The organism is Kouleothrix sp. 19917 (genome assembly GCF_057073505.1).
The window spans coordinates 662,625-686,734 of the sequence record NZ_CP097099.1 but is presented as its reverse complement, the minus strand read 5'-3'; the positions used below and the strand labels follow the sequence as shown (position 1 = coordinate 686,734).

The window sequence follows — 24,110 nt, the reverse complement described above, 5'->3', positions numbered from 1 at the left end:
CACTATATGGCCGACAATACCGAGAACATCATGCAGGCGCAAAGCCGCCCACCCAGCGATCCCCTGGCACCCAGCACACCGCCAGCCGCCACGCCCGCCCCCGCCGACGCGCCCGTGACGATTATTCGCCCGTCGCGCGGCTGGATCGCGCTGCAACTGCGCGAGCTGTGGGTCTACCGCGAGCTGATCTACTTCCTGATCTGGCGCGATGTGAAGGTGCGCTACAAGCAAACCGCGCTCGGCGCAGCCTGGGCGATCATCCAGCCGTTTTTTACCATGGTCGTGTTTACGCTGTTCTTCGGCACGCTTGGCGGCTTCGACAAAACCGTGCCAGTAAACTATGCGATCTACACCTACGCCGCGCTGGTGCCGTGGACCTTCTTTGCCAACGGCTTGAGCCAGGCGTCGAACAGTCTGGTTGGCAATTCCAACCTGATCAAGAAGGTCTATTTCCCGCGTCTGGTCGTGCCAATCGCGGCCGTGCTTTCGGGCGTGATCGATTTCGTGCTGGCGTTTATCGTTCTGCTCGGCATGATGGTCTACTTTCAGGTCGCCCCAACGCTGAATGTCGTCTGGCTGCCGCTGCTGCTCCTGCTGGCGCTGGTCACGGCGCTGGGCGTGGGCCTGTGGCTCTCGGCGCTGAATGTCGAGTTTCGCGATGTGCGGTATGTCGTGCCGTTTCTGGTGCAGATCTGGCAGTTCGCCAGCCCAATCGCCTACCCGAGCAGCATCGTGCCCGCGCAGTGGCGCGCCGTCTACGGCCTCAACCCGATGGTTGGCGTGGTCGAGGGCTTTCGCTGGGCGCTGCTCGGCACCGGCGACGCGCCCGGCGTGGTCGTGCTGGTCTCGACGCTGGCGGCGCTGGCGCTGCTGGCGAGCGGGGCGTTCTACTTCCGCCGCATGGAGAAAAATTTCGCCGACGTAGTATAGAAACGGTTGCAGGTTGCAAGTCAGCAAGTTTGCAGGTTGAGGCGCACGTGCCAACAATCACGCGGTTCGAAGAAATTGAAGCCTGGCAGAGTGCACGGCAGCTGACACAACGCATTTACGCGCTCTCAAGCCAGGGAACCTTTGCACGCGATTTTGGCCTTCGCGACCAGATGCGACGCGCTAGCGTTTCGGTTATGTCAAACATTGCCGAAGGCTTCGAGAGCCGCACCCAAGGGCTATTTATCGAATTTCTTGGCCGCGCGAAAGGCTCTGCCGGCGAACTACGCGCTCAGTTATATGTCGCGCTTGACGCGGGATATATCGATCAGGCACTTTTTCATGAACTTACGCAGCTTGCAGAGCTATGCAGCCGCCAGATTGCGCGCTTCATGCAGTATCTGAGCAATGCTGGAGCCGAACGACGCTTGCGCGAGGAATACACTGAATATCAGCTTCCCGACGCCGATTAGATCAACATGCAACGCGCAAACCTGTAACCTGCAAACTATGAGAAACAACTCGAATATCAGCCTCCCAACGATAATTAGCCCAACATGCAACATGCAAACCTGTAACCTGCAAACAAATAAATGAGTGACATAGCAATTCGCGCCCAGGGGCTGGGCAAACAATTCACCATCGGCGGGCCGCAGGAGCGCTACAAAACCCTGCGCGACACGCTCGCCGACATGGCGCTCGCGCCGGCGCGGCGGGTGCGCAGCGCGCTGCGCGGCGAGCGCCGCCCGAAAACGCACAACGAGTCCTTCTGGGCGCTGCGCGACGTCTCGTTTGAGGTGCGGCGCGGCGAGGTTGTGGGCATCGTCGGGCGCAACGGCGCGGGCAAAAGCACGCTCCTTAAAGTACTTTCGCGCATCACCGAGCCAAGCGAGGGCTATGCCGAACTGCGCGGCCGCGTCGGTACGCTGCTGGAAGTCGGCACTGGCTTCCACCCCGAGCTGACCGGCGGCGAAAATATTTTCCTGAACGGCACCATTCTCGGCATGAAACGCAGCGAGATCGAGCGCAAGTTCGACGAAATTGTGGGGTTTGCCGAGGTCGAGCGCTTTATCGACACGCCCGTAAAGCATTATTCCAGCGGCATGTACCTGCGCCTGGCCTTCTCGGTCGCCGCGCATCTCGACCCCGAGATCCTGATTGTCGACGAGGTTCTGGCCGTTGGCGACGCGCAGTTCCAGCGCAAGTGCCTGGGCAAGATGGAGGATGTGGCGAATGCCGGCCGCACCGTGCTGTTCGTCAGCCACAACATGGCGGCGGTGCGCACGCTGTGCAGCCAGGCGATCCTGCTGCGGCAGGGGCAAGTCGCCGCAATCGGCCCAACTGATCAGGTCATCACGCAATACCTCGCGTCGAGCGCAGACGACCTGAGCGCGCAGATCGCGCTGCCCCGCTCGGGCGAAGGCGCGCCCGGCACCGCCAGCACGCTGAGCTTCGCGACACTGGCCGGCCAGCCGCAGGCCGAGTTCAGGCTTGGCGAACCGTGGCAGATGACGCTTGAGTTCGAGCTGTTCAAGCCGCTCGAACAGGTCGTGGCCGCGCTTGGCCTGGTGACGGTCGACAGCACGCCGGTGATCACCTACTGGTCGCAGCCGAGCGACCTGCGCGCCGGGCGCTACCGGGTGACGTTTCAGTGCAAGCTGCCGCTCGGCCCCTCGGAATTGCAGTTTGCCGTGGGCCTTTCAACCTATGGCCGGCCTTTTTACTATGTGCCCGGCCTGGGCCATGTGTCGGTCAGCGAGATTGCCGAGGGCGAGCAACCTGCCAACCCATCGCGCGGCGGGCTGCTGATGAACTCCGACGTGTATACGATTGAGCCGGCCGAATAGCGCGGCACAGAAGGCAAACACAGCATGGGAAATATTCGGCAAGGCCCGCCCGAGGCGATTGTGCTGCATCTTATGCGCGAGCATGCGATCGGCACCTTTGTTGAAACCGGCACCTTCATGGGCAACACGGCGCGCTGGGCCAGCAACCATTTCAAACACGTCTTTACCATCGAGTTCGCAGAATCGATCTATCGCCAGGCCGTCGCCGCGCACGCCGGGGTGCCGCAAATCACCTTTTTGTTCGGCCACACCCGCGAAAAGCTGGCCGAGGTCGTTCCGCAGCTTGGCGCGCCCGCGATCTTCTGGCTCGACGCGCACTGGAGCGATGGCGCGACCTATGGCGCGGGCGACGAGTGCCCGGTGCTCGACGAGATCGCGATTATTGTGGGGGCCAGCGCCGACCACATCATTCTGATCGACGATGCGCGCATGTTCCTCGCGCCGCCGCCGCGCCCGCACGAAACCAGTGCCTGGCCCGATATTGCCGCCGTCACGCAGGCGCTCGATGCGCGCGGCCCGCGCTACACCGTGGTGCTGGAAGATGTGATTGTTTCCGCGCCGGGCAGCGCGCGCGCGGCCCTGAGCACGTATTTCCAGAATTATGTCACCGCGCAGCTGCGCCAGCCGCAGCCAGCGCGGCGCGGCTTGCTTGGCCGGGCGCGGCAAACCTACCAGCGGGCAATCGGGCGCGTGCGCCGCGTGGCGCGCAGCGGGCAGAAATGAGCAGCGTGAAGCAGAACGGCGCAGCGGCATGATGGAGAAGTTTCGGCGCATCCCTGGCACGCGGCAGCTGCGCGATGCCCTGCGCTACGCCCAGTTTGTGCGGCAGTTTCGCGCATTCCAGCGCCGCACACCGGCTAGCCGCCCGCGCCCGGTCTGGGCAGAACACCAGGCCCACCTGCGCGACAGCACCGCCAACACGCCCTTCGACCGGCACTACACCTACCACCCGGCCTGGGCCGCGCGCGTGCTGGCGCGCACCCGCCCCGCGCTCCACGTCGACATCGCCTCGACGCTCCAGTTCAGCGCGATTGCGTCGGCCTTTGTGCCGGTGAAGTTTTACGACTACCGCCCGGCCGACCTGGGCATGAGCAACCTCAGCTCGGAGTTTGCCGACCTGCTGGCGCTGCCCTTCCCCGACGCGAGCATTGCCTCGCTGTCGTGCATGCACACGGTCGAGCACGTGGGCCTGGGGCGCTATGGCGACCCGATCGACCCCGATGGCGACATGAAAGCCATGGCCGAGCTGCAGCGCGTGCTTGCGTCGGGCGGCTCGCTCTTGTTCGTCACGCCGGTCGGGCGTCCGCGCGTGATCTTCAACGCCCACCGCATCTACGCCTACGCGCAGATTGTGCGCGCCTTCGCCGGGCTGGCCCTGCGCGAGTTCGCGCTGGTGCCCGACCACGCCCGCGATGGCGGGCTGATCGTTCCCGCCACGCAGGCCCAGGCCGACGCGCAGGAATATGGCTGCGGCTGTTTCTGGTTTGTAAAGGAATAAGCATGGCCGTCGGCACACAGAACGAAGCCACCCGCGTGGCCTGGATCGAGCACACCTTGCAGAAAATCCCGGCTGGCGCGCGCCTGCTCGATGCCGGGGCGGGCGAGCGCCAGTTCGAGCGTTTTTGCGCGCACCTGCAGTATGTCGCGCAGGATTTTGCGCAGTACGACGGGCAGGGCGATGGCACAGGCTTGCAAACTGGAACATGGGACCAGAGCAAGCTCGACATTGTCAGCGACATTGCCAGCATTCCCGAGCCCGACGCCTCCTTCGACGCAATTATGTGCACCGAGGTTTTCGAGCACATCCCGCACCCGGCGCAGGCCATGGCCGAGTTTGCGCGCCTGCTGCGGCCGGGCGGCTGGCTGCTGCTCACCGCGCCCTTCTGCAGCCTGACGCACTTCGCGCCCTATCATTTCTACACCGGCTTCAGCAAATATTTTTACGATCACTACCTCGCCCAGCACGACTTCGAGCTGCTCGACTTCCAGCGCAACGGCAACTACTTCGAGTACGTGGCGCAGGAAACGCGACGCATCCCGCGCATGGCCGGGCAGCATGCCAGCGGGCGTTTGCGCCTGCACGAGCGGCTGGCGCTGCGCGTGCTGCTGGGTGCGCTGGGTCGCTTTTCGGCAGCCGACACCGGCTCGGCTGAGATTCTGTGCTTTGGCTGCCATGTATTTGCGCGCAAGCGCGGCGCGAGCTAATGCGCTTTCAGCGCAGGGTTTAGGGAATAGGGGTGAGGGTTTGGTGATTACAATGCAGAAACTCTTACCTAATTCCCGCATTGCTTTCTTGATAATGCACTAATGCCATGAAATTACTTGTCTGCACATCCTACTACTACTACGGCAGCCCGCGCGGCCTCGAGCCGCAGTTTTACTACATGTACAAAGTGCCCGAGCGCATGGGCATTCAGGCCGATTTCTTCGACTACTTCACGGCGGCGGCGGTTGGCGCTGAGCAGATGCGGCGCGTGTTTCTGGCCACCCTGCGCGGTGGCGGCTACGACGCGGTGTTTATTGCCACCCACAAAGACGAGTTCGACCAGGAAACTTTGCGCGAAGCCGGGCGCATCTGCCCGATCATTGCGTGGAACAGCGACGACGAGTGGCGCTGGGAAAGCTATTCCAGACAATATGCGCCCTGGTACAGCTTTATGGTCACGAACAGCCCAACGATCTACGCCCAGCACAAGGCCGAATTCCCCAACCTCATCCACGCGCAGTGGGCGTGCAGCGGCTTCTGGGATGGGCGCGCAACTCGCAAAGACATCGACTTCAGCTTTATGGGCCAGGTCTATGGCGCACGCGGCGCGCAGATCCGCTGGCTGGCGCGCCATGCCGGCCTGCAAGCCTATGGCAAAGGCACACGCCGCTACATCCACCCCAACGCCAGCCACGACGCGCCGCTCAAGCGCGCCCAGCGCACGGTGCAGCGCACCATTCTCAAATACGCCCTGCCCGGCATCGCCGACGAAGTCAGCGTGCTGAGTTTGGAGCAGGTGAATGGCATCTGGAACCGCAGCAAGGTCTCATTCACGCCGCTCGACAGCTCGCAGAACAACGTGCGCCAGATCAAGGGGCGCGTGTTTGAAATGGGCCTGAGCGGCACGCTGATGCTGGCGCACCAGGCCCCGCTGCTCGACACCTACTACGAGCCGGGCAAAGAATACGTGCCCTTTGAAACGCTGGAAGAGTGCGCCGAAAAAGCGCGCTTCTACATCAAAAACGAGCCGGCCCGCGCGAAGATCGCCGCCGCCTACGCCCGCCGCACCGAGGCCGAGCATATGTGGCACCAGCGCATCCAGCATGTTCTTCTGGCGGCTGGCGTTGCGGGAACGTGATGAACCAGCCGCCCGCCGTTTCGGTGGTGATGCCGGTGTACAACGCCGCCGCGCACCTGCCCGGCGCGCTCGATAGCATGCTGGCGCAGACCTTTGCTGATTTCGAGCTGATTGTGCTTGATGATGGCTCGACCGACGAGACGGGCGCACTGCTGGCGGCCTACGCCGGGCGCGATGCGCGGGTGCGCCTGGCGGGCAGCGCCGAAAATCAGGGGCTGATTGCGCGCCTGAACGAGGGCTTGGAGCTGGCGCGCGGGCGCTACATCGCGCGCATGGATGGCGACGACACGAGCCGCCCCGAGCGGCTGGCCCGCCAGGTCGCACTGCTCGACGCGCAGCCGCAGCTTGGCGCGTGCGGAAGCTGGGTGCGCGTGTTTGGCGACGCGCCCGCCCGCGTCGAGCGCTACCCCACCGACGATGCCGCCATTCGCTGTGAGTTAGTATTCCGCAGCGCGCTGGCCCACCCGGCCGCCATGCTGCGCGGCGATATAGTGCGCCGGCACGGTCTGCGCTACAGCACGCAATTCATCCACGCCGAGGACTACGCCATGTGGCTGGAAATCGCCGCGCACAGCCAGCTTGCCAACCTGCCCGAAATTTTGCTCGACTACCGCGCCCACGCCGCGCAGGTCGGGCAGCGCCAGCGCGCCACGCAGCAGGCAAGCTCGGCGCTTGTGCGCCTGGCGCAGCTCCGTGCGCTTGGGATCAACCCAGCGCCCGCCGAGCAGGCCACTCACGAGGCGATCAGCACTGCGCAGATTGCGCCAACGCGCGCATTCATCGCCGCCGCTGACGGCTGGCTGCGCCGCCTGCTGGCCGCCAATCGTGCCAGCCAGCGCTATCGCGAGCCGTCGCTGCTGCCAGTGCTTGGCCTGCGCTGGTACACGGTTTGCCGCCTTTCGACCGCGCTTGGCCCGTGGGTCTGGTGGCGCTTTCAGCGCTCGCCGCTGGCCCGCCACGCGCCAATCGATGCGCCGCGCCGCGCCAAGTTTCTGCTCAAGGCTTTGGCAAGCTCGCCAACCGCCATCGCTTAGCCGAAAGCCAAACAACCGGGCCACAGAGAACACAGAGATCACCGAGCAGTAAAACCAAACTCAGTACTCTGGAAGCTTGCCGTTGTATAAAGAACTTATTTTTTAGCGTACTCAGTGTCCTCTGTGCGCTCTGTGGCTTAATTGCTCTGCCCTTCGCTATAGCCAGCCGGCTCTAATTGCACATATACCTATGAACATCACATTCTGCGCTTACGATAGCCCCACCCATATTGGCGGCCCGAACACGGTGCTGCGGCGGCTGCTGCCAGCATTGCACACGCAGGGCGAGCATCCCGAGGCGCTGCTATTCCACAGCGGCGGGCGTGCCACCGGGGCAACCGCTGCCGATTTGCAGCGCGCAGGCGTGCCGACGCAGCGCATCCCGCGCCCGCGCTCGACCGAGGCGCTGCTGCACCGCGTATTGCGGGCCAGCGCGGGCACCGACGTGTTCGCGCCCGACTACGTGGCCCCGGCGTATTTCGCGGCGCGCTGGCTACGCCCGGCCGGCGTCGTCACAATTGGCGCAATTCATGGCGACGACCCCTTCTACGACGCGCTGATCGACGAGTTTGTGCTTGGCCCGCCCGAGCAGCAGATCGACGGGCTGGTGTGTGTGTCGCATTTTGTGGAAGGGCGCGTGCAGGCGCGTATTGCCGGGCAGGCAACCCGCACCACCATCCGCTGCATCCCAAACAGCACGCCGCTCCCCACCGAGTTTGCGCGCCCGCCCGCTCACGACTTACGCATGATCTACGTTGGGCGGCTGGCCGAAACGCACAAGCGTGCCCTCGATGTCACCCGCGCGATCTGCCGGGCGGTGCGCGCCGTGCCAGGCACCAGTGGCGCACTTTTTGGCGATGGGCCGTCGCGCAGAATGGTGGAAGATACGCTCGCTCGCGACGGCGCGGGCCTGCCCATCCAGCTGCATGGCAGTGTCAGCGGCGAGCGCATTGGCGAGGAATTGCTGCGAAGCCACGCGCTGGTGCTGCTTTCCGACTCGGAAGGGCTGCCCATGGCGGTGATGGAGGCGATGGCCAGCGGCGTGGTGCCGATCTGTCTCGACACGCCCACCGGCGCGCTGGAGCTGGTCGAGCACAATGTCACTGGCCTGCTGGTGAGCGACCGCGCCGAGGCGTTTGTGGCGGCGGTGCGGCGGCTGCGCGAAGAACCCGGCCTGTGGCAGCGCCTCTCACGCGCGGCCCGCGAGCGCATCGCCGAGCGCTACACGCCCGAGCATAGCGCCGGGCAATGGCGCGCCTTCGCCGCCGAGCTGCGCGAGCGTGCCGGCCCACCCCAGCCCATTCAGCTTCCGCAGCACTTCGACCTGCCGCCAGTGCGGCCAAGCCTGGTGCATCTGGACGAACGCGCCATGCTGCCGCACCGCTACGCCGCGCGCCAGGTGCGCCGCGCCTTCGGCCTGCTGCGCCGCCGCCTACGGGGCGGCTGAAACGCGCTTCTTTTCACCATGAAGGCACGAAGGTGGAAAAATATTACCCCGAACGAAACCCGCTTCTCTTTCACCACGAAGGCACGAAGACACGAAGATAGTGAGGATAAGTCGTCACCATCATTCGTCATAACTGCAACCAGTAACATTCAACCTGAAACCTAAAAACCTGTAACCCTTCGCGCCCTTTGCGCTCTTTGCGGTTATTCTCACGGTTGTCACGCTATGATTGAACCTACACCCTTTCCTGCCATCAACGGCACGCTCGCGGCGCTGCTGGCAGCCGTGCAGGAAGCGCTGGCCGAGCAGTTCGTCGGCCTGTACCTGTACGGCTCGCTCGCCAGCGGCGATTTCGATCTGGCCACCAGCGACGTCGATTTCCTGGTCGTCACGCGCGACGTGCTGCCCGATTTTGCGTTCGAGAAGCTTGGCGCGGCGCACCAGCAGCTCTGGCACAGCGGCGACCCGTGGGCCGCCAAGCTCGAAGGTTCCTACCTGGCGTGGGCAGCCCTGCCGCGCTACGACCCCACCGACCGCACGCCCTGGCCCACGCTGAACGAAGGCGCATTCTACCGGGCGGCGCACGGCTGGGATTGGGTGCTGCAGCGCGCAATTCTGCGCGAGCACGGCATTGTTGTCGCCGGCCCGCCGATTGCCCCGCAGATCGAGCCAGTGGGGCCGGGCGCGCTGCGCGCGACGATTGGCGCGCTGCTGGCCGAATGGTGGGAGCCAATGCTCGCTGAGCCGGCGCGGCTGCACCAGCCCGACTACCAGGCCTATGCCATCCTGTCGATGTGCCGCGCCCTCTATACCCTCGCGCACGGCACGATTGCGAGCAAACCGGCCGCCGCGCGCTGGGCGCAGGCTGCCTTTCCGGCGCTTGCCCCAGCTATCGAGCAAGCCATGGCATGGCGGCCGGGCGCCCCGCTGGAGCAATTTGCAGCAACCGAAGCGCTTATTCAGCGCGCCGTGCGCGAGGCACAAAAAAGCCGGGGCCCTGCCTGAGCAGAACCCCGGTTTCTGTTTTCTTTACATCGTGCGCTGGCCGGTGCGCGGCAAGTTCGTGTCGGGCTCATCGAAACCCGGCTCGTCGGGATGATCCGGCGTCGTCACGTTCGGACTGTCGGGCGTCAGCTCGGTCGGCGGCACGCCCAGCGTCTCGGGCGTGGTCACCTTGTCGCCGCTGGTAACATTCGGGCGTGCATCGGCAGGGGCCGCAGCGACGCGCCCCGCGCTCACAGGGTCGCCCACCGATGGCGTATCTTCCACAATCGGCAGCGCGCCATTGGGCGCAGGCTCGACGCGCGTCACAACGTCGGGGTTATGATCCACGGTGGTGGGATTGACCGGCGCGCCATACTCGGCAGCCTGGTTCACCGACTGCCCGCTGGCGTCGTAGGTTGCCACATGCACCGGCGCGCCACCATCGGTCAGGCCGGTCTGGTTGTCGCGGATTGAGTCGGCGCCCTGGCCCACCAGAATGCGCCGCGCCTCGATCGCGTTTTCTTCGTCAAGCTTCACGGCCACGAGTGTCTTGCCGGCATTCACCTGCTGCTCGTAATTGCGCGCTTCGTCCTCGGGGATGCCGCTAAAATCGATCAGCGCCGCCGAAACGCCGCCCACCACCGCGCCGGTTACCAGGCCGGTGAGCGCCGCGCCAAGCGCGCCAAAGGTAATGAACGGGCCTACGCCCGGGATGAGCAAGGCCGCCAGACCCACCAGGCCGCCCCACACCGCGCCAACCGCCGCGCCCTCGCCCGCCGACACATCATCGACGCTGCTGATTGGCGCGCCCGACTCGGTTGCGCGCGAAACGATTGACACGTCGTCGATTGGCAAGTCGCTCGCACGCAGCGCGTCGATCGCCTCCCGCGCCTGAATTGGGTCGCTGAATATGCCAAGAATGGTGTTCTTCACGGTGTCTCTCCTCGCGAGCCATGCTCGCAGCTCCGCTCTTCCTGCCTTCCTGTTTAGCAATGTCTATGCCAGCTCTTGGCTGCACCAACAAAAATGGGGCCGGCGCAGCACGCCAGCCCCTTTTCTTCAGTGTTCGGTTCGGTTTACCAGATGCGGCGGTGAGAACCAAACAGGTTCATCACGACCATAATCACCACGGCGAACATCAGAAACCGGCCAAAGCCAAAGCGCCCCGAGCCAAACATCAGCGCCAGCCCGCCAAACCACAGCATGGCCTTGACCGCCCGGTCGGTGTGGCCGCGCGCAAGCTGGGTAAACAGCATGCTCAGGCCGATCAGCACCAGGATGCCGGGCCAGATTGCGCCGTTCATCAGCAGAATCACCAGGCCGATCAGAAAGACGATCGGGCCGGGGTTGTTGCGCGCGCCGCCGTGATGATGCGGCGGGGCAGGCGGAACTGGCCGGTACAGCGTCGGCGGGGTGGCGGTGCGCGGGTAGCTCTGGCGCGGCGGCGCGCTGGGCGCGGGCCGAACCGGGCGCGGCGCAGGCGCTGGCATCGGCTTTGGTGCCGGTGCCTCGGGCTCGAAGCTGCGCCCACACTTTGCGCAGAAACGCGACTCGTCGGGGTTATGCGTATAGCAGGCCGGGCACACAATCCCCGGCAGGCGCGTCGTCGGGCCGGTGCTGGCGTTCGTTAGCGCCGCGCCGCAGTCGATACAAAACAGCGCGTCGGTCGGATTCTGCTCGCCGCAGCGCCGGCATGGTCGTTCGCTCATGATCATTCCTTACATCCAGGCGTTGCCAGCAACACCCGTGCACAGTCTTCGCGCGTTGCCGCTGCGAGGCGGGCGCGCAATTACATGTAATCACCTCTGCTACTTATACGAGTGCCGCGTGCCAATAGTTGCAGCGCGCCGAATTCCCGATGATTGACAGCTCTAGGGCCTCGCGGTATCATAGCGCAGCCCCAAATGGACCTGTTCAGCAAGAAAGTTTGAGCACATGCACCGCGCGTATCATCGCTGGGACAGCCCCTCGCTTAACCGTCCCATGGAGCTGCTGGTGTTTGGCCACGCCGGCGCGCCCGTGATCGTCTTCCCAACCTCGCAGGGCCGCTTCTACGAGTACGAAGACCGTGGGATGGTGGGCGCGCTTTCGCACCACCTTGAGCAAGGCTGGGTTCAGCTTATCTGCGTCGATAGTGTTGATGCCGAAAGCTTCTACTGCGAATGGGCGCACCCGCGCGGCCGCCTTCACCGCCACGATCAGTACGAGAATTATGTGCTGAACGAGGTGCTGCCCTTTGTGCGCTCGCAGAACAGCAACCACTTCACAATGGTGCACGGCTGCTCGTTTGGCGCAATTCACGCCATGATGTTTGGCCTGCGCCACCCCAGCCACTTCAACCGCGTGCTTGGTTTTGCTGGCTACTACGACATCCACCGCTTCCTGGGCGGCTACCACGACGAAGAAGTGCACCGCCACAACCCGGTAGACATTGTGCGCTACTTGCAGGAAGGCCAGCTTGCCAACGACCTGCGCCGCCTCGAAATCATTATGGCGATTGGCCGCGACGACAGCGCCGCCGGCACCAACCGCGAGCTTTCCGACGCGCTATGGAGCAAGGGCGTCTGGCACGCTATGCGCTGGTGGGATGGCTGGGCGCACGACTGGCCGTTCTGGCACAAAATGATCACGATGTATATCAACGGCGCCGATTAGGCCGCGCAGGGGGCGTATGATTCTCGAAGCCGCGATGCTCCAGGTCATTCCCGGCCACGAGGCCGAGTTCGAAGCCGCCTTCCGTCAGGCGTCGCCAATTATTGCGTCGATGGCGGGCTACCGGGGCCACGAGCTGCAACACTGCCTGGAAGCCCCGGCAAAATACTTGCTACTGGTGCGCTGGGAACGCCTCGAAGATCACACGCTTGGTTTTCGTGGCTCGCCCGAGTACCTGGAGTGGAAGCGGCTGCTGCATCATTTCTACGACCCGTTCCCAACGGTCGAGCACTTCACTGCCGTCGAGCTGTAGCGCGCTTGTGCGTGATGTTGGAGGAAACCGATGGCTTTGTCGGCGCAGTCGGTCAGTTTTCCGTCCTTCTCGATGCCCCTGCTTGGTGGCTATCTGGTGCGCCCGCCCGGCGAGGGGCCTTTTCCTGCCCTGGTCGTCATCCACGAGGCCTTTGGCCTGAACGACGACATTCGCTCGATTGCGCGGCGCTTTGCGGGCGAGGGCTACATCACGCTGGCGGTTGATCTGTTCAGCGGGCGCAACCGCGTGCTGTGCATGGCACGCCTGATGAGCGGCCTGATGCGCCACTCGCTCGACCATGCTGGCGTGCGCGATTTGCAGGATGCGCTGACCTACCTGGCGCAGCAACCCGGGGTGGACACCGAGCGTCTTGGCGCGGCGGGCTACTGCATGGGCGGCAGCTTGGCAATCGCGTGGTCGTGTACCGACAATCGTTTGAAAGCTATCGCGCCCTATTATTCCATGAACCCGCGCCCGCTCGAAGCGGTGGAGCGCGCCTGCCCGGTGGTTGGCTCCTTCCCGGGGGCCGATTTCACCGCCAGGGCCGGCGAGGCGCTCGACGCCGCGCTCGACCAGTATGGCGTTGCCCACGACATCAAAATCTACCCGGGCGCAAAGCACTCGTTTTTCAACGGTGGGCGCAACCACAACGCCGACGCCGCGCACGACTCGTGGGAGCGCGTTCTGGGCTTTTTCCGCGAACATATCGGCAGCGGGCAGTAGGCAGCGGTCAGTGGGCAGTAGGCAGTTGGCAGTCTGCTGTTAGCATATGCAATTCGCCCTTCGCAAGGTCTGGGCGTATTGCATACGCCCTTCGCTAGTTCTCGATTCTCAAATGATAAGGGGGAAGGTGTGACCAAAAAAATCGGCATCATGGTCGGCCGCGAAAATACCTGGCCGGGCGCATTTATCGAAGAAGTCAACCGCCGCAACGACGGGGTAACTGCCGAGTTTGTGAAGCTGGGCGGCACGCGCATGGCCGAGCCCTGCGAGTACGACGTGATTGTCGACCGCATCTCGCACGAGGTGCCCTACTACCGCGCATTCCTCAAAACCGCCATGATGAGCGGCACATTTATCGTCAACAATCCCTTCTGGTGGAGCGCCGACGACAAGTTCACCGGCGCGAGCATCGCCACCTACCTGGGCGTGCCGCACCCGCGCAGCGTCGCCCTGCCCACGCACTCCTACATCGAAGGGATTGTGCACCACGAGTCGCTGCGCAACCTGGCCGACCGCATCCCCTGGGAAGATCACGTCAACTACGTCGGCGGCTTCCCGGTGATTCTCAAGCCGGCCTGGGGCGGCGGCTTCAAGAACGTCTATAAAGTCCACACCATGGAACAGCTCTGGGAAGCCTACAACCAGACCGGCATCGAGTGCATGATGCTGCAGGAATTCATCGAGTGGGACAAATTCGTGCGCTGCCTGGTGATCGGCCAGAACCAGATCCAGGTCATCAAGTTCGACATCAACGCGCCCTACCCGCATCGCTACTTCGACGAGCCCGACTACCTGACCAAAGACGAGCACGACAAGGTCGTCGAGTATGCCTTCACGCTGTGCCGCGCGCTTGGCTACGACATGAACACCTGCGAGTTCGCGCTGAAAGATGGCGTGCCCTACGCGATCGACTTCACCAACCCCGCGCCCGACATGGACTACTGGTCGCTGAAAGAAAAGTTCTTCGCCTGGGTGGTCAAGGCCATGGCCGATATGTGCATCGAAAAGGCCAAGGCCGGCCGCACCCCGCCGAGCGACATGCGCTGGAACAAGCTGTTGAACACCTAGCCCGAAGCGCGGCGCTGGCGGCTGGCATCTCTCGCCGCCGACGCCGTTCTCCGGCCTGCTGGAGGCCCCAATGCTCGAAGAAGCAATTGCCCACTACCACAGCTTGCTCGACGCCGACACCGCCCGCGCCACGCAGGATCGGCTCGACGCCGAGCAGCGCGCGCGCAACCTGTTTTTTGGCGAGCGCCCGCTGGTTTCGGTGCTGCGCCCGCGCTTCATCACGCACGACCAGTATGCGCTGGTGCAGCGCGCGGTTGGCCTGGTGACGGCGGCCGCGCATCGGCTCGCCAGCCGCATGATCGACGAGCCCGCGCTGCGCGCCGACCTCGCGCTCACGCCCGCCGAGGAGCGGCTGATCGCCATGCACCCCGGCTACCCCGAGCCAAGCGCGCACTCGCGCATGGACACCTTTCTGACCGTCGATGGCCGCTCGCTGCAGTTTGTTGAGTACAACGCCGAAAGCCCGGCCGCGATCGCCTACGAAGATGTGCTCTCCGAGGTGTTCCTGCAGCTTCCGGCCATGCAGCGCTTTGCCGAGCGCTATAAGCTCGATACGCTGCCAGCCCGCCACCACCTGCTCGACACGCTGCTCCAGGCCTGGCGCGCCTTCGACAGCACACGCCCGCCCAGCATCGCCATTCTCGACTGGAAAGGGCTGCCGACACACTCCGAATTTCTGCTGTTCCAGAAATTCTTCCGCGAGCACAACCTCGAAGCCGTGATCTGCTCACCCGACGAGCTACGCTTTGCGGACGGCCGGCTCTACGCCGACACCGCCGATGGCACCACACCAATCGACCTTGTCTACAAGCGCGTGCTCACCAGCGAATTCATTATGCACTACGGCGACGCCGTGTTCGAACACCCGCTGGTGCAAGCCTACGCCGCCGGCAAGGTCTGCCTGGTCAACTCCTTCCGCGCCAAGTTGCTGCACAAGAAATCGATCTTCGCCGTGCTGACCGACGACGCCGTGCAGCACGAGTTCAGCGCCGACGAGCGCGCCGCGATTGCCCAGCACGTGCCCTGGACGCGCATGGTGCGGCCCGGCCAATCGACCTACCAGGGCGCGTCGATCGACCTGCTGGAATTTGCGCGCGCCAACCAGGAGCGCCTGCTGCTCAAGCCCAACGACGAATACGGCGGCAAGGGCATTGTGATCGGCTGGGAAACCAGCCCGACCGCGTGGGCGCAGGCGCTGACCGAAGCCCAGCAAAGCCCGTTTGTGCTGCAAGAGCGCGTTGAAATCGCCTACGAAGATTACCCGGCTATGATCGATGGCGCGCTCCAGATCGGCCGCCGCCTGGTCGATACCGACCCCTTCCTGTTTGGCACCGACGTGCGCGGCAGCCTGTGCCGCCTTTCCACCGTCACGCTGCTGAATGTCACGGCTGGCGGCGGTTCGACGGTGCCGGTATTCCTCGTGGACACGTTATGAGCGTTAGGCGCTATGTTTTTGCGCACAGCGTCTGGTTCTCACGGAAAGGTGCGAAGCCATGAGCATGTACGATCCAATGTCACCCGATTTCCCCTTTACCATCGGCATTGAAGAGGAATACCAGGTCGTCGATCCCGAAACGCGCGAGCTGCGCTCGTACATCACCCAGATTCTTGATCGCGGCCAGACCATCCTGCGCGAACAGATCAAGCCCGAAATGCACCAGAGCATCGTTGAGGTCGGCACCAACCCCTGCCGCACCATCAGCGAAGCACGCGCCGAGGTCGTGAAGCTGCGCGGCACAATCGCCAGCCTCGCGTCGGTGCACAACCTGAAGATCGTCGCGGCTGGCACGCACCCAATTTCGTCGTGGATGAACCAGGAGATCACGCCGTTCGAGCGCTACAAAGGCGTGGTCGAAGAAATGCAGCAGCTCGCGCTCCAGTTGCTCATCTTCGGCATGCACGTTCATGTCGGCATGCCCAACGACGACGTCGCCATCGAGCTGATGAACGTGGCGCGCTACATCCTGCCGCACCTGCTCGCGCTCTCGTCCTCGTCGCCCTTCTGGATGGGCCGCAACACCGGCTTCAAATCCTACCGCGCGTCAATCTTTTCAAACTTCCCGCGCACGGGCATCCCGCCGTCCTTCCACTCGGCCAGCGAGTTCCAGAGCTACATCAACCTGCTGATCAACACGCACAGCATCGACAACGGCAAGAAGATCTGGTGGGATCTGCGCCCGCACCCGGTGTTCGGCACGCTCGAATTCCGCGTTTGCGACATCGCCACCAAGGTCGAAGAATGCCTCGCGCTGGCAGCCGTCATGCAGGCGCTGATCGTCAAGTTCTACCGCATGTTTGAGCAGAACACGACCTTCCGTGTCTACCGCCGCGCGCTGATCAACGAAAACAAATGGCGCGCGCAGCGCTACGGCCTCGAAGGCAAGCTAATCGACTTCGGCAAGCGCACCGAGGTGGATGCCAAGGCGCTCGTGCACGAAATTGTCGAGCTGGTGGACGACGTGGTGGACGACCTGGGCAGCCGCAAGGAGGTTGAGTACCTGCTGACAATGTGCGAGCAGGGCAGCAGCGCCGACCGGCAGTTGCATATTTTCAAAGAAACCAACGACCTCAAGGCTGTAGTCGACAACCTGATAGCAGAAACAATGGAAGGCGTACCAATGGTCGATGTCGGGGCGTAGGATAGCGCGCCGTACACACCCTTCCAGCAAACGACGCGGCAGCTTTCGCGCTGTCGCGTCGTTGTTTGTGGTGCCAGCCGCACGCTTCACGCTTTCATCACGCTAATCGTGCTCGGTTTCGTCGATCCGCTTGACCAGCGCCTGCACCAGCCGAATCGCACGGTCGAGCGCCGCGCCGTCGATTTCTTCGGGGGTATCATTCGCGCTGCCCCGCAGGGCCGCCCGTCCTTCACCATCCAGCCCAATAACCGTCAGTGTGCGAAAGCCGGCGCGGCGCAGCGGCCCAACCAGCGTCGGTTCGCTTGTATACAGGCGCGGCTCGGCATCGATCAGCGGGTCGGCGGCATCGGCCTCGGCGGCGAGCCGCAGCAGCAGGGCATCGGCCGGGCGGGGTGGCAAGCGCCCTTCACGTGTGGCAAAGCTCGGCCGCCCGCCGCCCAGCGACTCAAGGCCAACAAACAGTGTCATTGCGCGATCAAACGGGTAGCGCCGCAGCAGATCGGCCAGGCCCGCGCCGCCCGCGCTCGCGCCAAGCGCAACCGCCCAAAGCTCGCTATGTTCAAGCGCAGCAAGGGTATCGGCACAGTGCAGGAGCGCGGCCAGTGCGCCTGCGTGGTTGGCGGCTCCCGCCGTCGCAGGTGCGCGCGCCAGCCAGGCGTCGAGCGCAGCAAGCATGATCAGATACGCAACACCAGCAAACTGCAAGTACCATAGCACACGCCGCAGCTCTACCGGGCCGAAAAACGCGCCGACACACAGCAAGGCAATCGCCACGCAGGCCAGCAGCCGCCCAAACAGCTGGCGCGGCGGCGCAGCCAGTGCCCGTACCAATGGCCCAGCCACGGGCGGCGAATCGAGCGGCGCGAGCAGCACCACGCGCCAGCGCGGCTGGCTATTGAGCGCCCGTGTTGCGATCACATTCTGGCTCGGCCGCTTGCGCTGGAGCAAAGGGGCGTTTGGTCGCCACCAGCCCGCCGCCGCCAGGCCCGTATTCCACAGCGCCAGAGCTAACGAGGGAATTGGCAGCCAGTAATACAATACCACGCCAACCAGAGCCAGCAGCGCAATCGCCACCCCATCCCAACCCACGCCAACTGGCGCACGAAACGCATCCGCCGACACGCGCAAGCCAGCGCGGCGCATCCGCCCATCAATGTAGGCAGCTGCCTGCGCCTCGCCAAGTGACGTAGCCGGGCGCGCGCCAATCTCGCCGGCAATACGGCTAATCGCATCCTGCGGCTCATCGCGCAAGCGGCGCAGCAAACTTCCCGGCTGCATGAGTGTGTTCGAACCTTCTGGCTGAAATGGGCGAAAAATCTGTTGCATAGCAGAGGCCAGCACAAACCCTCCGCCGAAGGAGATGCGCGTTCCGGCCCGTGTTACCAGCCCTTGCGTACCCCTCGGAAACTCATAAAACTATCGACAGTGCATAGTAGAGAATAGTACCTATGAGCCATTGAGGTGGGCAGCACTAGCTGGCATAATACTGCTGTCAGTTGTTCATCAGTTCTTTGTAACTTTACCACGAAAGGGGATCCACAGCAATGCTTCGCAGTTTTTTCGCTAAGGAAGAGGGTCAGGGTCTGGTCGAGTACGCGCTGATCCTGGTGCTCATCGCTATTGTCGTCATTGGTATTCTGACCCTGCTCGGCGGTAAAGTCAGCCAGGTCTTCAGCTCGATCAATAGCGGCCTCGGCTAGGCTTCATCCAGTTCAACGCTCTCACCGCCGCCGCGCAAATTGCGCGGCGGCGTTTTTGTGTCTTCTTCTGGTCGGTCCTTGTCCTCGCAAGGCATTACTTTAGGGTGATACTCATACTGGTTTAGTACTTTTAACCTTTGGTACTATCGAACTATTGAAAGCGCTGTGGGGATGTGCGATTATAGTGACGTAGAAACGTTCTACGTCGCAGTTATCATCTAAGTCGAAAGGAACAATCTCAATGCTTCGCAGTTTTTTCGCTAAGGAAGAAGGACAGGGCCTGGTCGAGTACGCGCTGATCCTGGTGCTCATTGCCATTGTTGTTATCGGTATTCTGACCCTGCTCGGCGGCAAGGTCAGCCAGGTCTTCAGCTCGATCAATAGCGGCCTGAGCTAAGCTTTTCTTACCCCATACGAAAACACCCCACCCAGTCGGGTGGGGTGTTTTCTTTTTCAAAATGGGAGTTCAAACTATGATCCTCAGCATTTTCGCAAAGGAAGAAGGGCAGGGCCTGGTTGAGTATGGGTTGATCCTAGTGCTCATCGCTGTTGTTGTGATTGGTGTTCTGACACTGGTTGGTGGCAAAGTCAGCACGCTTTTCAGCACGGTCAACAGCGGCTTGCGGTAAGCTGCATCGTTACTTCGAAATGCGACCGCCCGGTGTATGCACACCGGGCGGTCACGTTTGTGGGGCGATTCACTTACGGCAGTTCTTCGCCATAGCGCCAGCTGTAGTAGTGACGGCCAACATTGCCCATCTCGACCTGCCAGCCGCTGGGGTTGTCGGGTGAGTAGGTGAGTACGCGGCGCTGGAACGCCTGCACAAGCACATCGTGTGGCACGCCGCCGACCTGAATGCGCGCCCAGTATGGCTCGCTGATCGGGTAGCCAAGTGTAAACACCCAATCGAACAACGTGGCTGTGCGATAGCGATTGCCGTCGCGTACCAAACCGCTTCCGTTCAGGTAATCCCAGAACACCTGCGGGAGGTTGTGGCCGCTCTCAGGCACATAATGCGCCAGCGTGGTTTCGGGGCGCTGCGGGCCGGCATAGCTGCCCACCTGCCCGGCACGATTGATTGTTTCGGCAGGAAGCTGGCCGCTGCGATCGCCGGGCTGCAACGCCGTGACACCGCCAAAGCTCGCGTAGGTCGGGCCGTTTGCGTCGTCGGGATCGCCCGCAATCGGGATGTTAGCGGGGTAGTGCTGCACAAACTCACTATCACCGATCTGCGTGCGCCCGCTGATGAGCTCAACCACGAGCAGGCCGGTGGTAACAAACCACTGGCTGTTGCGGTCGCCACGCGGGTTGTTCACTTCCATGCGCGCTTTGTCGAAGTATTGCACCTGGCGCAATCCGCTGGCCGACTGAATGTAGCCTTCGGTGCGCGCCATCAGGCCGCGTGGGCCCCACATCCAGCTGCGCGCCGTGCGCTGCTCAGCCACTGGCTGGTCGCTGCGCTGCCACACCTGGTTGAAGGACGGATCGGCGAAGCCGTGCAGCGGGCCGTTCACCAGTGGTCCGGGCTTGAGCGAGTTTTGCAGGAAGTTGTTGGTGTTGGATGTTGAGGTGGCAGTCGGCGTGCTGGTCGGCGTGCTGGTGGGGACGCCAAATTCGCTGGTTGGTGTTGGAATCGACGATGTCGGCTGGCTGGCTGCAACGGCATCGCGCCGGCATTCCTGGCCCGGCAAGCAGAGCTTGAGCGTGATGTTGTACTTGATGAACTGGTTGCCAATATCGCCAACGTTCTTGACTTGCGCATAGTAGAAACCATCGGCGGAAGGAATGAAGCGTATCGCTGAGTCGAGCGAGGGCGCGGTGCCGTCGTTGAGCGATTGCGACTCGCCATCGCGGCCGAGGTCGTCGTTGAAATCGATGATCGAAACGCCATCGCGGTCGGCGAGGTACATCACCGTATCGGCGCCAGCCTCGGTGCCGGGCTGCGCGCCCGCGCCCTTGTTGCGCGTGTCGGTATAGATATAGTAGGTCTTGCCGGCCAGGCCAAAGAACTTCACCCAGTCGGCGTCGCCAGTGGGGCACAGCACATGATCGGGCTGCGTTTCGTTCGAGGTGATTAGTCGCGCTTGTTCGGGCAGACCATCTTCTTCATACAGATCGCGGCAGAGCTCGTTAATTGTAACGGGCGTTGGGCCGTAGCTTTCGGATTGAACAATGATCGTGTAGGTCGTATCGCTGCCGCCCAGGTTGAGCGTATCGCGCACGCGAATGTAGTAGGTGCCATCGGTTGGCGCGCGCCACGACTGGATGCGCGGCTTGATGTCTTTGGCGTTCGGCTGGCCGGGCGTGCGGTTGAAATAATCGTCGTTGAAGGTCAGGCGGGTGCCGTTCGAGTCGAACAGCTCCAGCGAAAGGTCGAGCCCGGCGTCCATTTGCGGAATGTCGATGGTGTAGACCTTGCCGCCGACTGCGCCGAACTTAAACCAGTCTTCGTCGCCGCGTGAGCAGATGCCGTGGCGCTCGCCAATGTCGACCAGCAACTGGTGCGCCCCGCCGAAATCACTGCCGGGGTCGTCGGCCTCGGGGCAGATTGCGCCAGCGGTTGGTGATGGGCCGACCGTAGCAGTAGCTGTAGGCGTACTTGTAGGTGGCGAGCCACTTGTTCTAAATGTGAGTTGGGCCGATGCTGAAGCGCTAGGAGTATCAGATGATGAAGCACTAATGATAGCGGTTCCGATAAAAGAACCTGTAGGTAAGCTTGATGAGTAATTTACAAGTAAAGAGACTGTCACTGAACTGTTCGGGGCAAGAAATTGAGAAGAAGCTAATATAACGATTGTAACACCAGACGTTGCATTCGACTGACTAATAGAAATTGTGCGAGAAATTGGACTATTATTCGTTAGTGTTAAATTAACAGGAATTCCAGTCTGGCCAGGCGCGCCAGTTACATCAGTGTTCGTAGGTGCTAAAGTAATTTGCCCCTGTTGAGCATTAACTGGTTCTCGCCAAAGAGCAAATTGCACTACTAAAAGCATAACAAATAGTGCAATTGCACCATTCTGCAATTGAGGACGTAATCGCATCACGAGGCAGACTCCCACTAGCGTGGCAACAAGGCAGGCGCATTATAGCAGATGGCGAAGGGGCGTCAAGGCATTGGGGAGCGGGCGGTTTCTCTCACCGTAGAGAAACCGCCCGTCTGTCGTTGTTAGGCGCCAACCGGCTCGGGCTCGGCGTTGACGGCCATGCTGCGGCCCAGCGCGCCAGCCACTGCGGCAATGCGCGGCATCAGGGCGGCGAAGTTTTCAAGCGTAAGGGACTGGCCGCCGTCGCTCTTGGCGCGGTCGGGGTCGGGGTGAATCTCGAGTATGAGGCCATCGGCGCCGGCCGCCACGGAAGCGAGTGAGAGCTGCGGCACGAGGTACCACTTGCCGGTGCCGTGGCTCGGGTCGGAAATCACGGGCAGGTGCGAGCGGCGCTTGCCAAGCGCGATGGCGTTCAGGTCCATGGTATTGCGCGTGGCTGTCTCGAAGGTGCGGATGCCGCGCTCGCACAGAATGACGTTCGGGTTGCCCTGCGCGATGATGTATTCCGCGCTGAGCAGCCATTCCTCGATGGTAGCAGACAGGCCGCGCTTGAGCAGCGTAGGCATGCCAGTGCGGCCAACTTCTTCGAGCAGCTGGTAGTTCTGCATGTTGCGCGCGCCGATCTGGAGCACATCGGCGTAGCGCGCCACCAGCGGCACATCGGTCGGCGTCATCACTTCGGTCACAATCGGCAGGCCAGTTTCGGCGCGCGCTTTTGCCATCAGCTGCAATGCTTCTTCGCCCATGCCGCGGAAGGTGTAGGGCGACGAGCGCGGCTTGAACGCACCGCCGCGCAGCATGTTCGCGCCAGCCTCGCGTGCAGCGCGCGCGGTAGCCATGATCTGCGCCTCGCTCTCGACCGCGCAGGGGCCAGCGATCACCACACACGAGCCATCGCCCACCTTCACGCCGCGCACATCGACAACCGTGTCGTGCGGGTGGAACTCGCGGGCGGCGAGCTTGTAGGGGCGGGTGATGCGCGCGGTTTCCTGCACGCCTTCGAAACGCTCGATCTCTTCCTGCAGAGTGGGTGGAATGGCCGCGCCCACCACGCCAATGATGGTGCGCTCTTCGCCGCGGATGAGGCGGCCTTGCAGCTCGTACTCCTTCAGGCGGTGGATGATTGATTCGATGTTCTCCTCGGTGGCGGTGGCGCGCATGATCACGATCATGGCCGGGTTCTCCTTTGCTAGTTCGATCAGCATATCAATGTCGCGAACGGCATACAGCTGCCGCTCGGTAGGTCGCATTGCCAGTATGGCCTGGGAAGGCTCCATAGTTCTTGCTCCAGAATAAAAAAGCCGAGCGCCAGCGGGCTCAGCTTTGGGCTGCCATTGGAATATCGAGCGTCTCGGTTGCCCGGTTGGCCTGGGCGGGCAGCGAGGCGCGTTCGGGCCGCAGGTTTTGCGCGCCGCGGATGTAGATGTGGCGCACTTCCGCCGCGCTGCGGGTGGTGTTCCAGTGAATAAGCACGCGGATGCAGCGCGACAAACTGCCGGGCACGGCCATTTCGTGCGTGCAGAGCAGAGCCGTGTCGAGCCAGCCCAGGTGGCGCGCGGCGACGGCGGGAAACTCGGCGTTGAGGTCGACAGAAGTGCTAAAGATCGCGCTGGCAATATCATCGGGGCGCAGGTCGTTGGCGGCGATCAGCAGCTCGAGCAGCTCGCGGGTGGCGGCGAGAATTGCCTCGCGGGTATTATCGTCGGCGGTTGTGGCACCACGGATACCACGGCAAGCGTAGGACATCGTACCCTCCACTAAAACACAACGGGCAGCAGCCGATCATCACGGTGACGATCCTGGCAGCACTGCCCGCTCGACGCGCAAAGAAAAAGGCGCGGAGCGGGTTGCTCCACGCCTGTTTGAGTTCTGCTTTCAGCCCTTACTCAACGCGAAGCAACCAGTCCTTTCGGCCGGTAAAGTAATAAAAGCTAAAATAAAATTGCTGGCTGCCAGCTGGCATTACGTGCTCCGCGCTCGGTTGAGTTGCGGCGAGTATAGCAGAGATGCAGGGGCGCGTCAACTGCTGAATTGGGCGCGCAGCGCACAGACGAAGCGAACACTCAGGGGAAGAAATACGAAACCAGGCGGGCTGCCCGACCCGCCTGGCATCGTGAAGGAGGGAGAAAGGTCGCCCTGCCAAACCACCCGCACCGCAGCTTGCAAGTTGTTTGACATCGCAGAGGTATTATCGTTCCGCCAGCTAAATTCTACGTGAGCCAACGATAAAGTTTAGCTATAGAAATGCGAAATACAGCAGAAGCCGCCGGCGAATTTGTGCAGCGGGAAGAAATGCAAAACAACGCAGAAGCCCCAGACGAATCTATGCAGGAAAGAAAGAGGGAGAAATACGAAACCAGGCGGGCTGCCCGACCCGCCTGGCA

The 24,110-nt window shown here is 62.7% G+C and carries 25 protein-coding genes; 19 read left to right on the top strand and 6 right to left on the bottom strand.

Translation table 11 applies throughout. From position 1 onward, the window contains the following. The first annotated feature begins 6 nt into the window (after positions 1-6). The 10 genes from M1P90_RS02785 to M1P90_RS02740 all read left to right on the top strand — a co-directional run bounded on the left by M1P90_RS02785 (position 7) and on the right by M1P90_RS02740 (position 9,604). Positions 7-930 (top strand): ABC transporter permease, encoded by a 924-nt coding sequence (locus M1P90_RS02785; RefSeq protein WP_483701133.1) that lies wholly within the window; start codon positions 7-9, stop codon positions 928-930. Positions 931-977: 47 nt separating this feature from the next. Further along, positions 978-1,400, top strand: coding sequence for a four helix bundle protein (locus tag M1P90_RS02780; RefSeq protein ID WP_483701132.1), 423 nt, complete (start codon positions 978-980; stop codon positions 1,398-1,400). A gap of 120 nt (positions 1,401-1,520) precedes the next feature. After that, the gene (locus tag M1P90_RS02775; RefSeq protein ID WP_483701131.1) at positions 1,521-2,774 is read left to right on the top strand and encodes an ABC transporter ATP-binding protein; all 1,254 of its coding nucleotides are present in this window, start codon (positions 1,521-1,523) and stop codon (positions 2,772-2,774) included. Between the two features lie 24 nt (positions 2,775-2,798). Continuing rightward, positions 2,799-3,497, top strand: a complete 699-nt coding sequence (locus M1P90_RS02770; protein WP_483701130.1) for a hypothetical protein — start codon at positions 2,799-2,801, stop codon at positions 3,495-3,497. A gap of 28 nt (positions 3,498-3,525) precedes the next feature. Beyond that, positions 3,526-4,272, top strand: coding sequence for a DUF268 domain-containing protein (locus M1P90_RS02765; RefSeq protein ID WP_483701129.1), 747 nt, complete (start codon positions 3,526-3,528; stop codon positions 4,270-4,272). Between the two features lie 2 nt (positions 4,273-4,274). Beyond that, positions 4,275-4,979 carry a class I SAM-dependent methyltransferase gene (locus M1P90_RS02760; protein WP_483701128.1) on the top strand — a complete coding sequence of 235 codons (705 nt, stop codon included), beginning with the start codon at positions 4,275-4,277 and terminating at the stop codon, positions 4,977-4,979. A 107-nt stretch (positions 4,980-5,086) separates the two neighbouring features. After that, the gene (locus tag M1P90_RS02755) at positions 5,087-6,118 is read left to right on the top strand and encodes a glycosyltransferase family protein (protein ID WP_483701127.1); all 1,032 of its coding nucleotides are present in this window, start codon (positions 5,087-5,089) and stop codon (positions 6,116-6,118) included. Continuing rightward, positions 6,118-7,152 carry a glycosyltransferase family 2 protein gene (locus tag M1P90_RS02750; protein WP_483701126.1) on the top strand — a complete coding sequence of 345 codons (1,035 nt, stop codon included), beginning with the start codon at positions 6,118-6,120 and terminating at the stop codon, positions 7,150-7,152. The genes M1P90_RS02755 and M1P90_RS02750 overlap by 1 nt, the downstream gene beginning before the upstream one ends. A 190-nt stretch (positions 7,153-7,342) precedes the next feature. Beyond that, the gene (locus M1P90_RS02745; protein ID WP_483701125.1) at positions 7,343-8,599 is read left to right on the top strand and encodes a glycosyltransferase family 4 protein; all 1,257 of its coding nucleotides are present in this window, start codon (positions 7,343-7,345) and stop codon (positions 8,597-8,599) included. A gap of 225 nt (positions 8,600-8,824) precedes the next feature. Continuing rightward, positions 8,825-9,604 (top strand): nucleotidyltransferase domain-containing protein, encoded by a 780-nt coding sequence (locus M1P90_RS02740; protein ID WP_483701124.1) that lies wholly within the window; start codon positions 8,825-8,827, stop codon positions 9,602-9,604. Between the two features lie 24 nt (positions 9,605-9,628). On the opposite strand, the gene M1P90_RS02735 is transcribed toward M1P90_RS02740, so the two are convergent. Further along, the gene (locus M1P90_RS02735) at positions 9,629-10,516 is read right to left on the bottom strand and encodes a hypothetical protein (RefSeq protein ID WP_483701123.1); all 888 of its coding nucleotides are present in this window, start codon (positions 10,514-10,516) and stop codon (positions 9,629-9,631) included. 143 nt (positions 10,517-10,659) lie between these two features. Beyond that, positions 10,660-11,292, bottom strand: a complete 633-nt coding sequence (locus M1P90_RS02730) for a zinc ribbon domain-containing protein (protein ID WP_483701122.1) — start codon at positions 11,290-11,292, stop codon at positions 10,660-10,662. A 226-nt stretch (positions 11,293-11,518) separates the two neighbouring features. Here M1P90_RS02730 and M1P90_RS02725 point away from each other — a divergent pair, with 226 nt between their 5' ends. The 6 genes from M1P90_RS02725 (at position 11,519) to M1P90_RS02700 (ending at position 16,978) form a co-directional block, all read left to right on the top strand. Continuing rightward, positions 11,519-12,238, top strand: coding sequence for an esterase family protein (locus M1P90_RS02725; protein ID WP_483701121.1), 720 nt, complete (start codon positions 11,519-11,521; stop codon positions 12,236-12,238). A gap of 16 nt (positions 12,239-12,254) precedes the next feature. After that, positions 12,255-12,548, top strand: coding sequence for an antibiotic biosynthesis monooxygenase family protein (locus M1P90_RS02720; RefSeq protein WP_483701120.1), 294 nt, complete (start codon positions 12,255-12,257; stop codon positions 12,546-12,548). Between the two features lie 30 nt (positions 12,549-12,578). Next, positions 12,579-13,271: a dienelactone hydrolase family protein gene (locus M1P90_RS02715; RefSeq protein WP_483701119.1), complete on the top strand. Its 693-nt coding sequence runs from the start codon at positions 12,579-12,581 to the stop codon at positions 13,269-13,271. A 129-nt stretch (positions 13,272-13,400) separates the two neighbouring features. Beyond that, positions 13,401-14,339, top strand: a complete 939-nt coding sequence (locus tag M1P90_RS02710) for an ATP-grasp domain-containing protein (protein WP_483701118.1) — start codon at positions 13,401-13,403, stop codon at positions 14,337-14,339. A 70-nt stretch (positions 14,340-14,409) separates the two neighbouring features. Beyond that, on the top strand, positions 14,410-15,774 hold the full coding sequence (locus M1P90_RS02705; RefSeq protein WP_483701117.1) for a circularly permuted type 2 ATP-grasp protein: 1,365 nt from the start codon (positions 14,410-14,412) through the stop codon (positions 15,772-15,774). 58 nt (positions 15,775-15,832) lie between these two features. After that, positions 15,833-16,978 carry a carboxylate-amine ligase gene (locus M1P90_RS02700; protein ID WP_483701116.1) on the top strand — a complete coding sequence of 382 codons (1,146 nt, stop codon included), beginning with the start codon at positions 15,833-15,835 and terminating at the stop codon, positions 16,976-16,978. 102 nt (positions 16,979-17,080) lie between these two features. Here M1P90_RS02700 and M1P90_RS02695 read toward each other — a convergent pair whose 3' ends face one another. Next, positions 17,081-18,304 carry a hypothetical protein gene (locus M1P90_RS02695; protein WP_483701115.1) on the bottom strand — a complete coding sequence of 408 codons (1,224 nt, stop codon included), beginning with the start codon at positions 18,302-18,304 and terminating at the stop codon, positions 17,081-17,083. A 218-nt stretch (positions 18,305-18,522) separates the two neighbouring features. On the opposite strand from M1P90_RS02695, the gene M1P90_RS02690 reads away from it, so the two are divergent. The 3 genes from M1P90_RS02690 (at position 18,523) to M1P90_RS02680 (ending at position 19,307) form a co-directional block, all read left to right on the top strand. Continuing rightward, positions 18,523-18,678 (top strand): Flp family type IVb pilin, encoded by a 156-nt coding sequence (locus M1P90_RS02690; protein WP_409570920.1) that lies wholly within the window; start codon positions 18,523-18,525, stop codon positions 18,676-18,678. A gap of 241 nt (positions 18,679-18,919) precedes the next feature. Continuing rightward, on the top strand, positions 18,920-19,075 hold the full coding sequence (locus tag M1P90_RS02685; protein ID WP_483701114.1) for a Flp family type IVb pilin: 156 nt from the start codon (positions 18,920-18,922) through the stop codon (positions 19,073-19,075). A 76-nt stretch (positions 19,076-19,151) separates the two neighbouring features. Continuing rightward, the gene (locus M1P90_RS02680; RefSeq protein WP_483701113.1) at positions 19,152-19,307 is read left to right on the top strand and encodes a Flp family type IVb pilin; all 156 of its coding nucleotides are present in this window, start codon (positions 19,152-19,154) and stop codon (positions 19,305-19,307) included. 73 nt (positions 19,308-19,380) lie between these two features. Here M1P90_RS02680 and M1P90_RS02675 read toward each other — a convergent pair whose 3' ends face one another. From M1P90_RS02675 to aroH, 3 genes are all read right to left on the bottom strand, one after another. Beyond that, entirely contained in the window at positions 19,381-21,177 is a 1,797-nt protein-coding gene (locus tag M1P90_RS02675) for a PPC domain-containing protein (RefSeq protein WP_483701112.1), read from the bottom strand. Positions 21,178-21,848: 671 nt separating this feature from the next. Then, a complete protein-coding gene (gene aroF / locus M1P90_RS02670; RefSeq protein WP_483704739.1) occupies positions 21,849-22,898 on the bottom strand; it encodes a 3-deoxy-7-phosphoheptulonate synthase in 1,050 nt (349 codons plus the stop codon). A gap of 145 nt (positions 22,899-23,043) precedes the next feature. Then, entirely contained in the window at positions 23,044-23,472 is a 429-nt protein-coding gene (gene aroH, locus M1P90_RS02665; protein WP_483701111.1) for a chorismate mutase, read from the bottom strand. Positions 23,473-24,110 lie beyond the last annotated feature (638 nt).

Bases quoted from the DNA above. Each gene is read 5' to 3' on its own strand.
- M1P90_RS02785 (WP_483701133.1), top strand. From the start codon at position 7: ATGGCCGACAATACCGAGAACATCATGCAGGCGCAAAGCCGCCCACCC.
- M1P90_RS02775 (WP_483701131.1), top strand. From the start codon at position 1,521: ATGAGTGACATAGCAATTCGCGCCCAGGGGCTGGGCAAACAATTCACC.
- M1P90_RS02770 (WP_483701130.1), top strand. From the start codon at position 2,799: ATGGGAAATATTCGGCAAGGCCCGCCCGAGGCGATTGTGCTGCATCTT.
- M1P90_RS02765 (WP_483701129.1), top strand. From the start codon at position 3,526: ATGATGGAGAAGTTTCGGCGCATCCCTGGCACGCGGCAGCTGCGCGAT.
- M1P90_RS02760 (WP_483701128.1), top strand. From the start codon at position 4,275: ATGGCCGTCGGCACACAGAACGAAGCCACCCGCGTGGCCTGGATCGAG.
- M1P90_RS02755 (WP_483701127.1), top strand. From the start codon at position 5,087: ATGAAATTACTTGTCTGCACATCCTACTACTACTACGGCAGCCCGCGC.
- M1P90_RS02750 (WP_483701126.1), top strand. From the start codon at position 6,118: ATGAACCAGCCGCCCGCCGTTTCGGTGGTGATGCCGGTGTACAACGCC.
- M1P90_RS02745 (WP_483701125.1), top strand. From the start codon at position 7,343: ATGAACATCACATTCTGCGCTTACGATAGCCCCACCCATATTGGCGGC.
- M1P90_RS02740 (WP_483701124.1), top strand. From the start codon at position 8,825: ATGATTGAACCTACACCCTTTCCTGCCATCAACGGCACGCTCGCGGCG.
- M1P90_RS02730 (WP_483701122.1), bottom strand. From the start codon at position 11,292: ATGAGCGAACGACCATGCCGGCGCTGCGGCGAGCAGAATCCGACCGAC.
- M1P90_RS02725 (WP_483701121.1), top strand. From the start codon at position 11,519: ATGCACCGCGCGTATCATCGCTGGGACAGCCCCTCGCTTAACCGTCCC.
- M1P90_RS02720 (WP_483701120.1), top strand. From the start codon at position 12,255: ATGATTCTCGAAGCCGCGATGCTCCAGGTCATTCCCGGCCACGAGGCC.
- M1P90_RS02715 (WP_483701119.1), top strand. From the start codon at position 12,579: ATGGCTTTGTCGGCGCAGTCGGTCAGTTTTCCGTCCTTCTCGATGCCC.
- M1P90_RS02705 (WP_483701117.1), top strand. From the start codon at position 14,410: ATGCTCGAAGAAGCAATTGCCCACTACCACAGCTTGCTCGACGCCGAC.
- M1P90_RS02700 (WP_483701116.1), top strand. From the start codon at position 15,833: ATGAGCATGTACGATCCAATGTCACCCGATTTCCCCTTTACCATCGGC.
- M1P90_RS02695 (WP_483701115.1), bottom strand. From the start codon at position 18,304: ATGCAACAGATTTTTCGCCCATTTCAGCCAGAAGGTTCGAACACACTC.
- M1P90_RS02690 (WP_409570920.1), top strand. From the start codon at position 18,523: ATGCTTCGCAGTTTTTTCGCTAAGGAAGAGGGTCAGGGTCTGGTCGAG.
- M1P90_RS02685 (WP_483701114.1), top strand. From the start codon at position 18,920: ATGCTTCGCAGTTTTTTCGCTAAGGAAGAAGGACAGGGCCTGGTCGAG.
- M1P90_RS02680 (WP_483701113.1), top strand. From the start codon at position 19,152: ATGATCCTCAGCATTTTCGCAAAGGAAGAAGGGCAGGGCCTGGTTGAG.
- aroF (WP_483704739.1), bottom strand. From the start codon at position 22,898: ATGATCGTGATCATGCGCGCCACCGCCACCGAGGAGAACATCGAATCA.
- aroH (WP_483701111.1), bottom strand. From the start codon at position 23,472: ATGTCCTACGCTTGCCGTGGTATCCGTGGTGCCACAACCGCCGACGAT.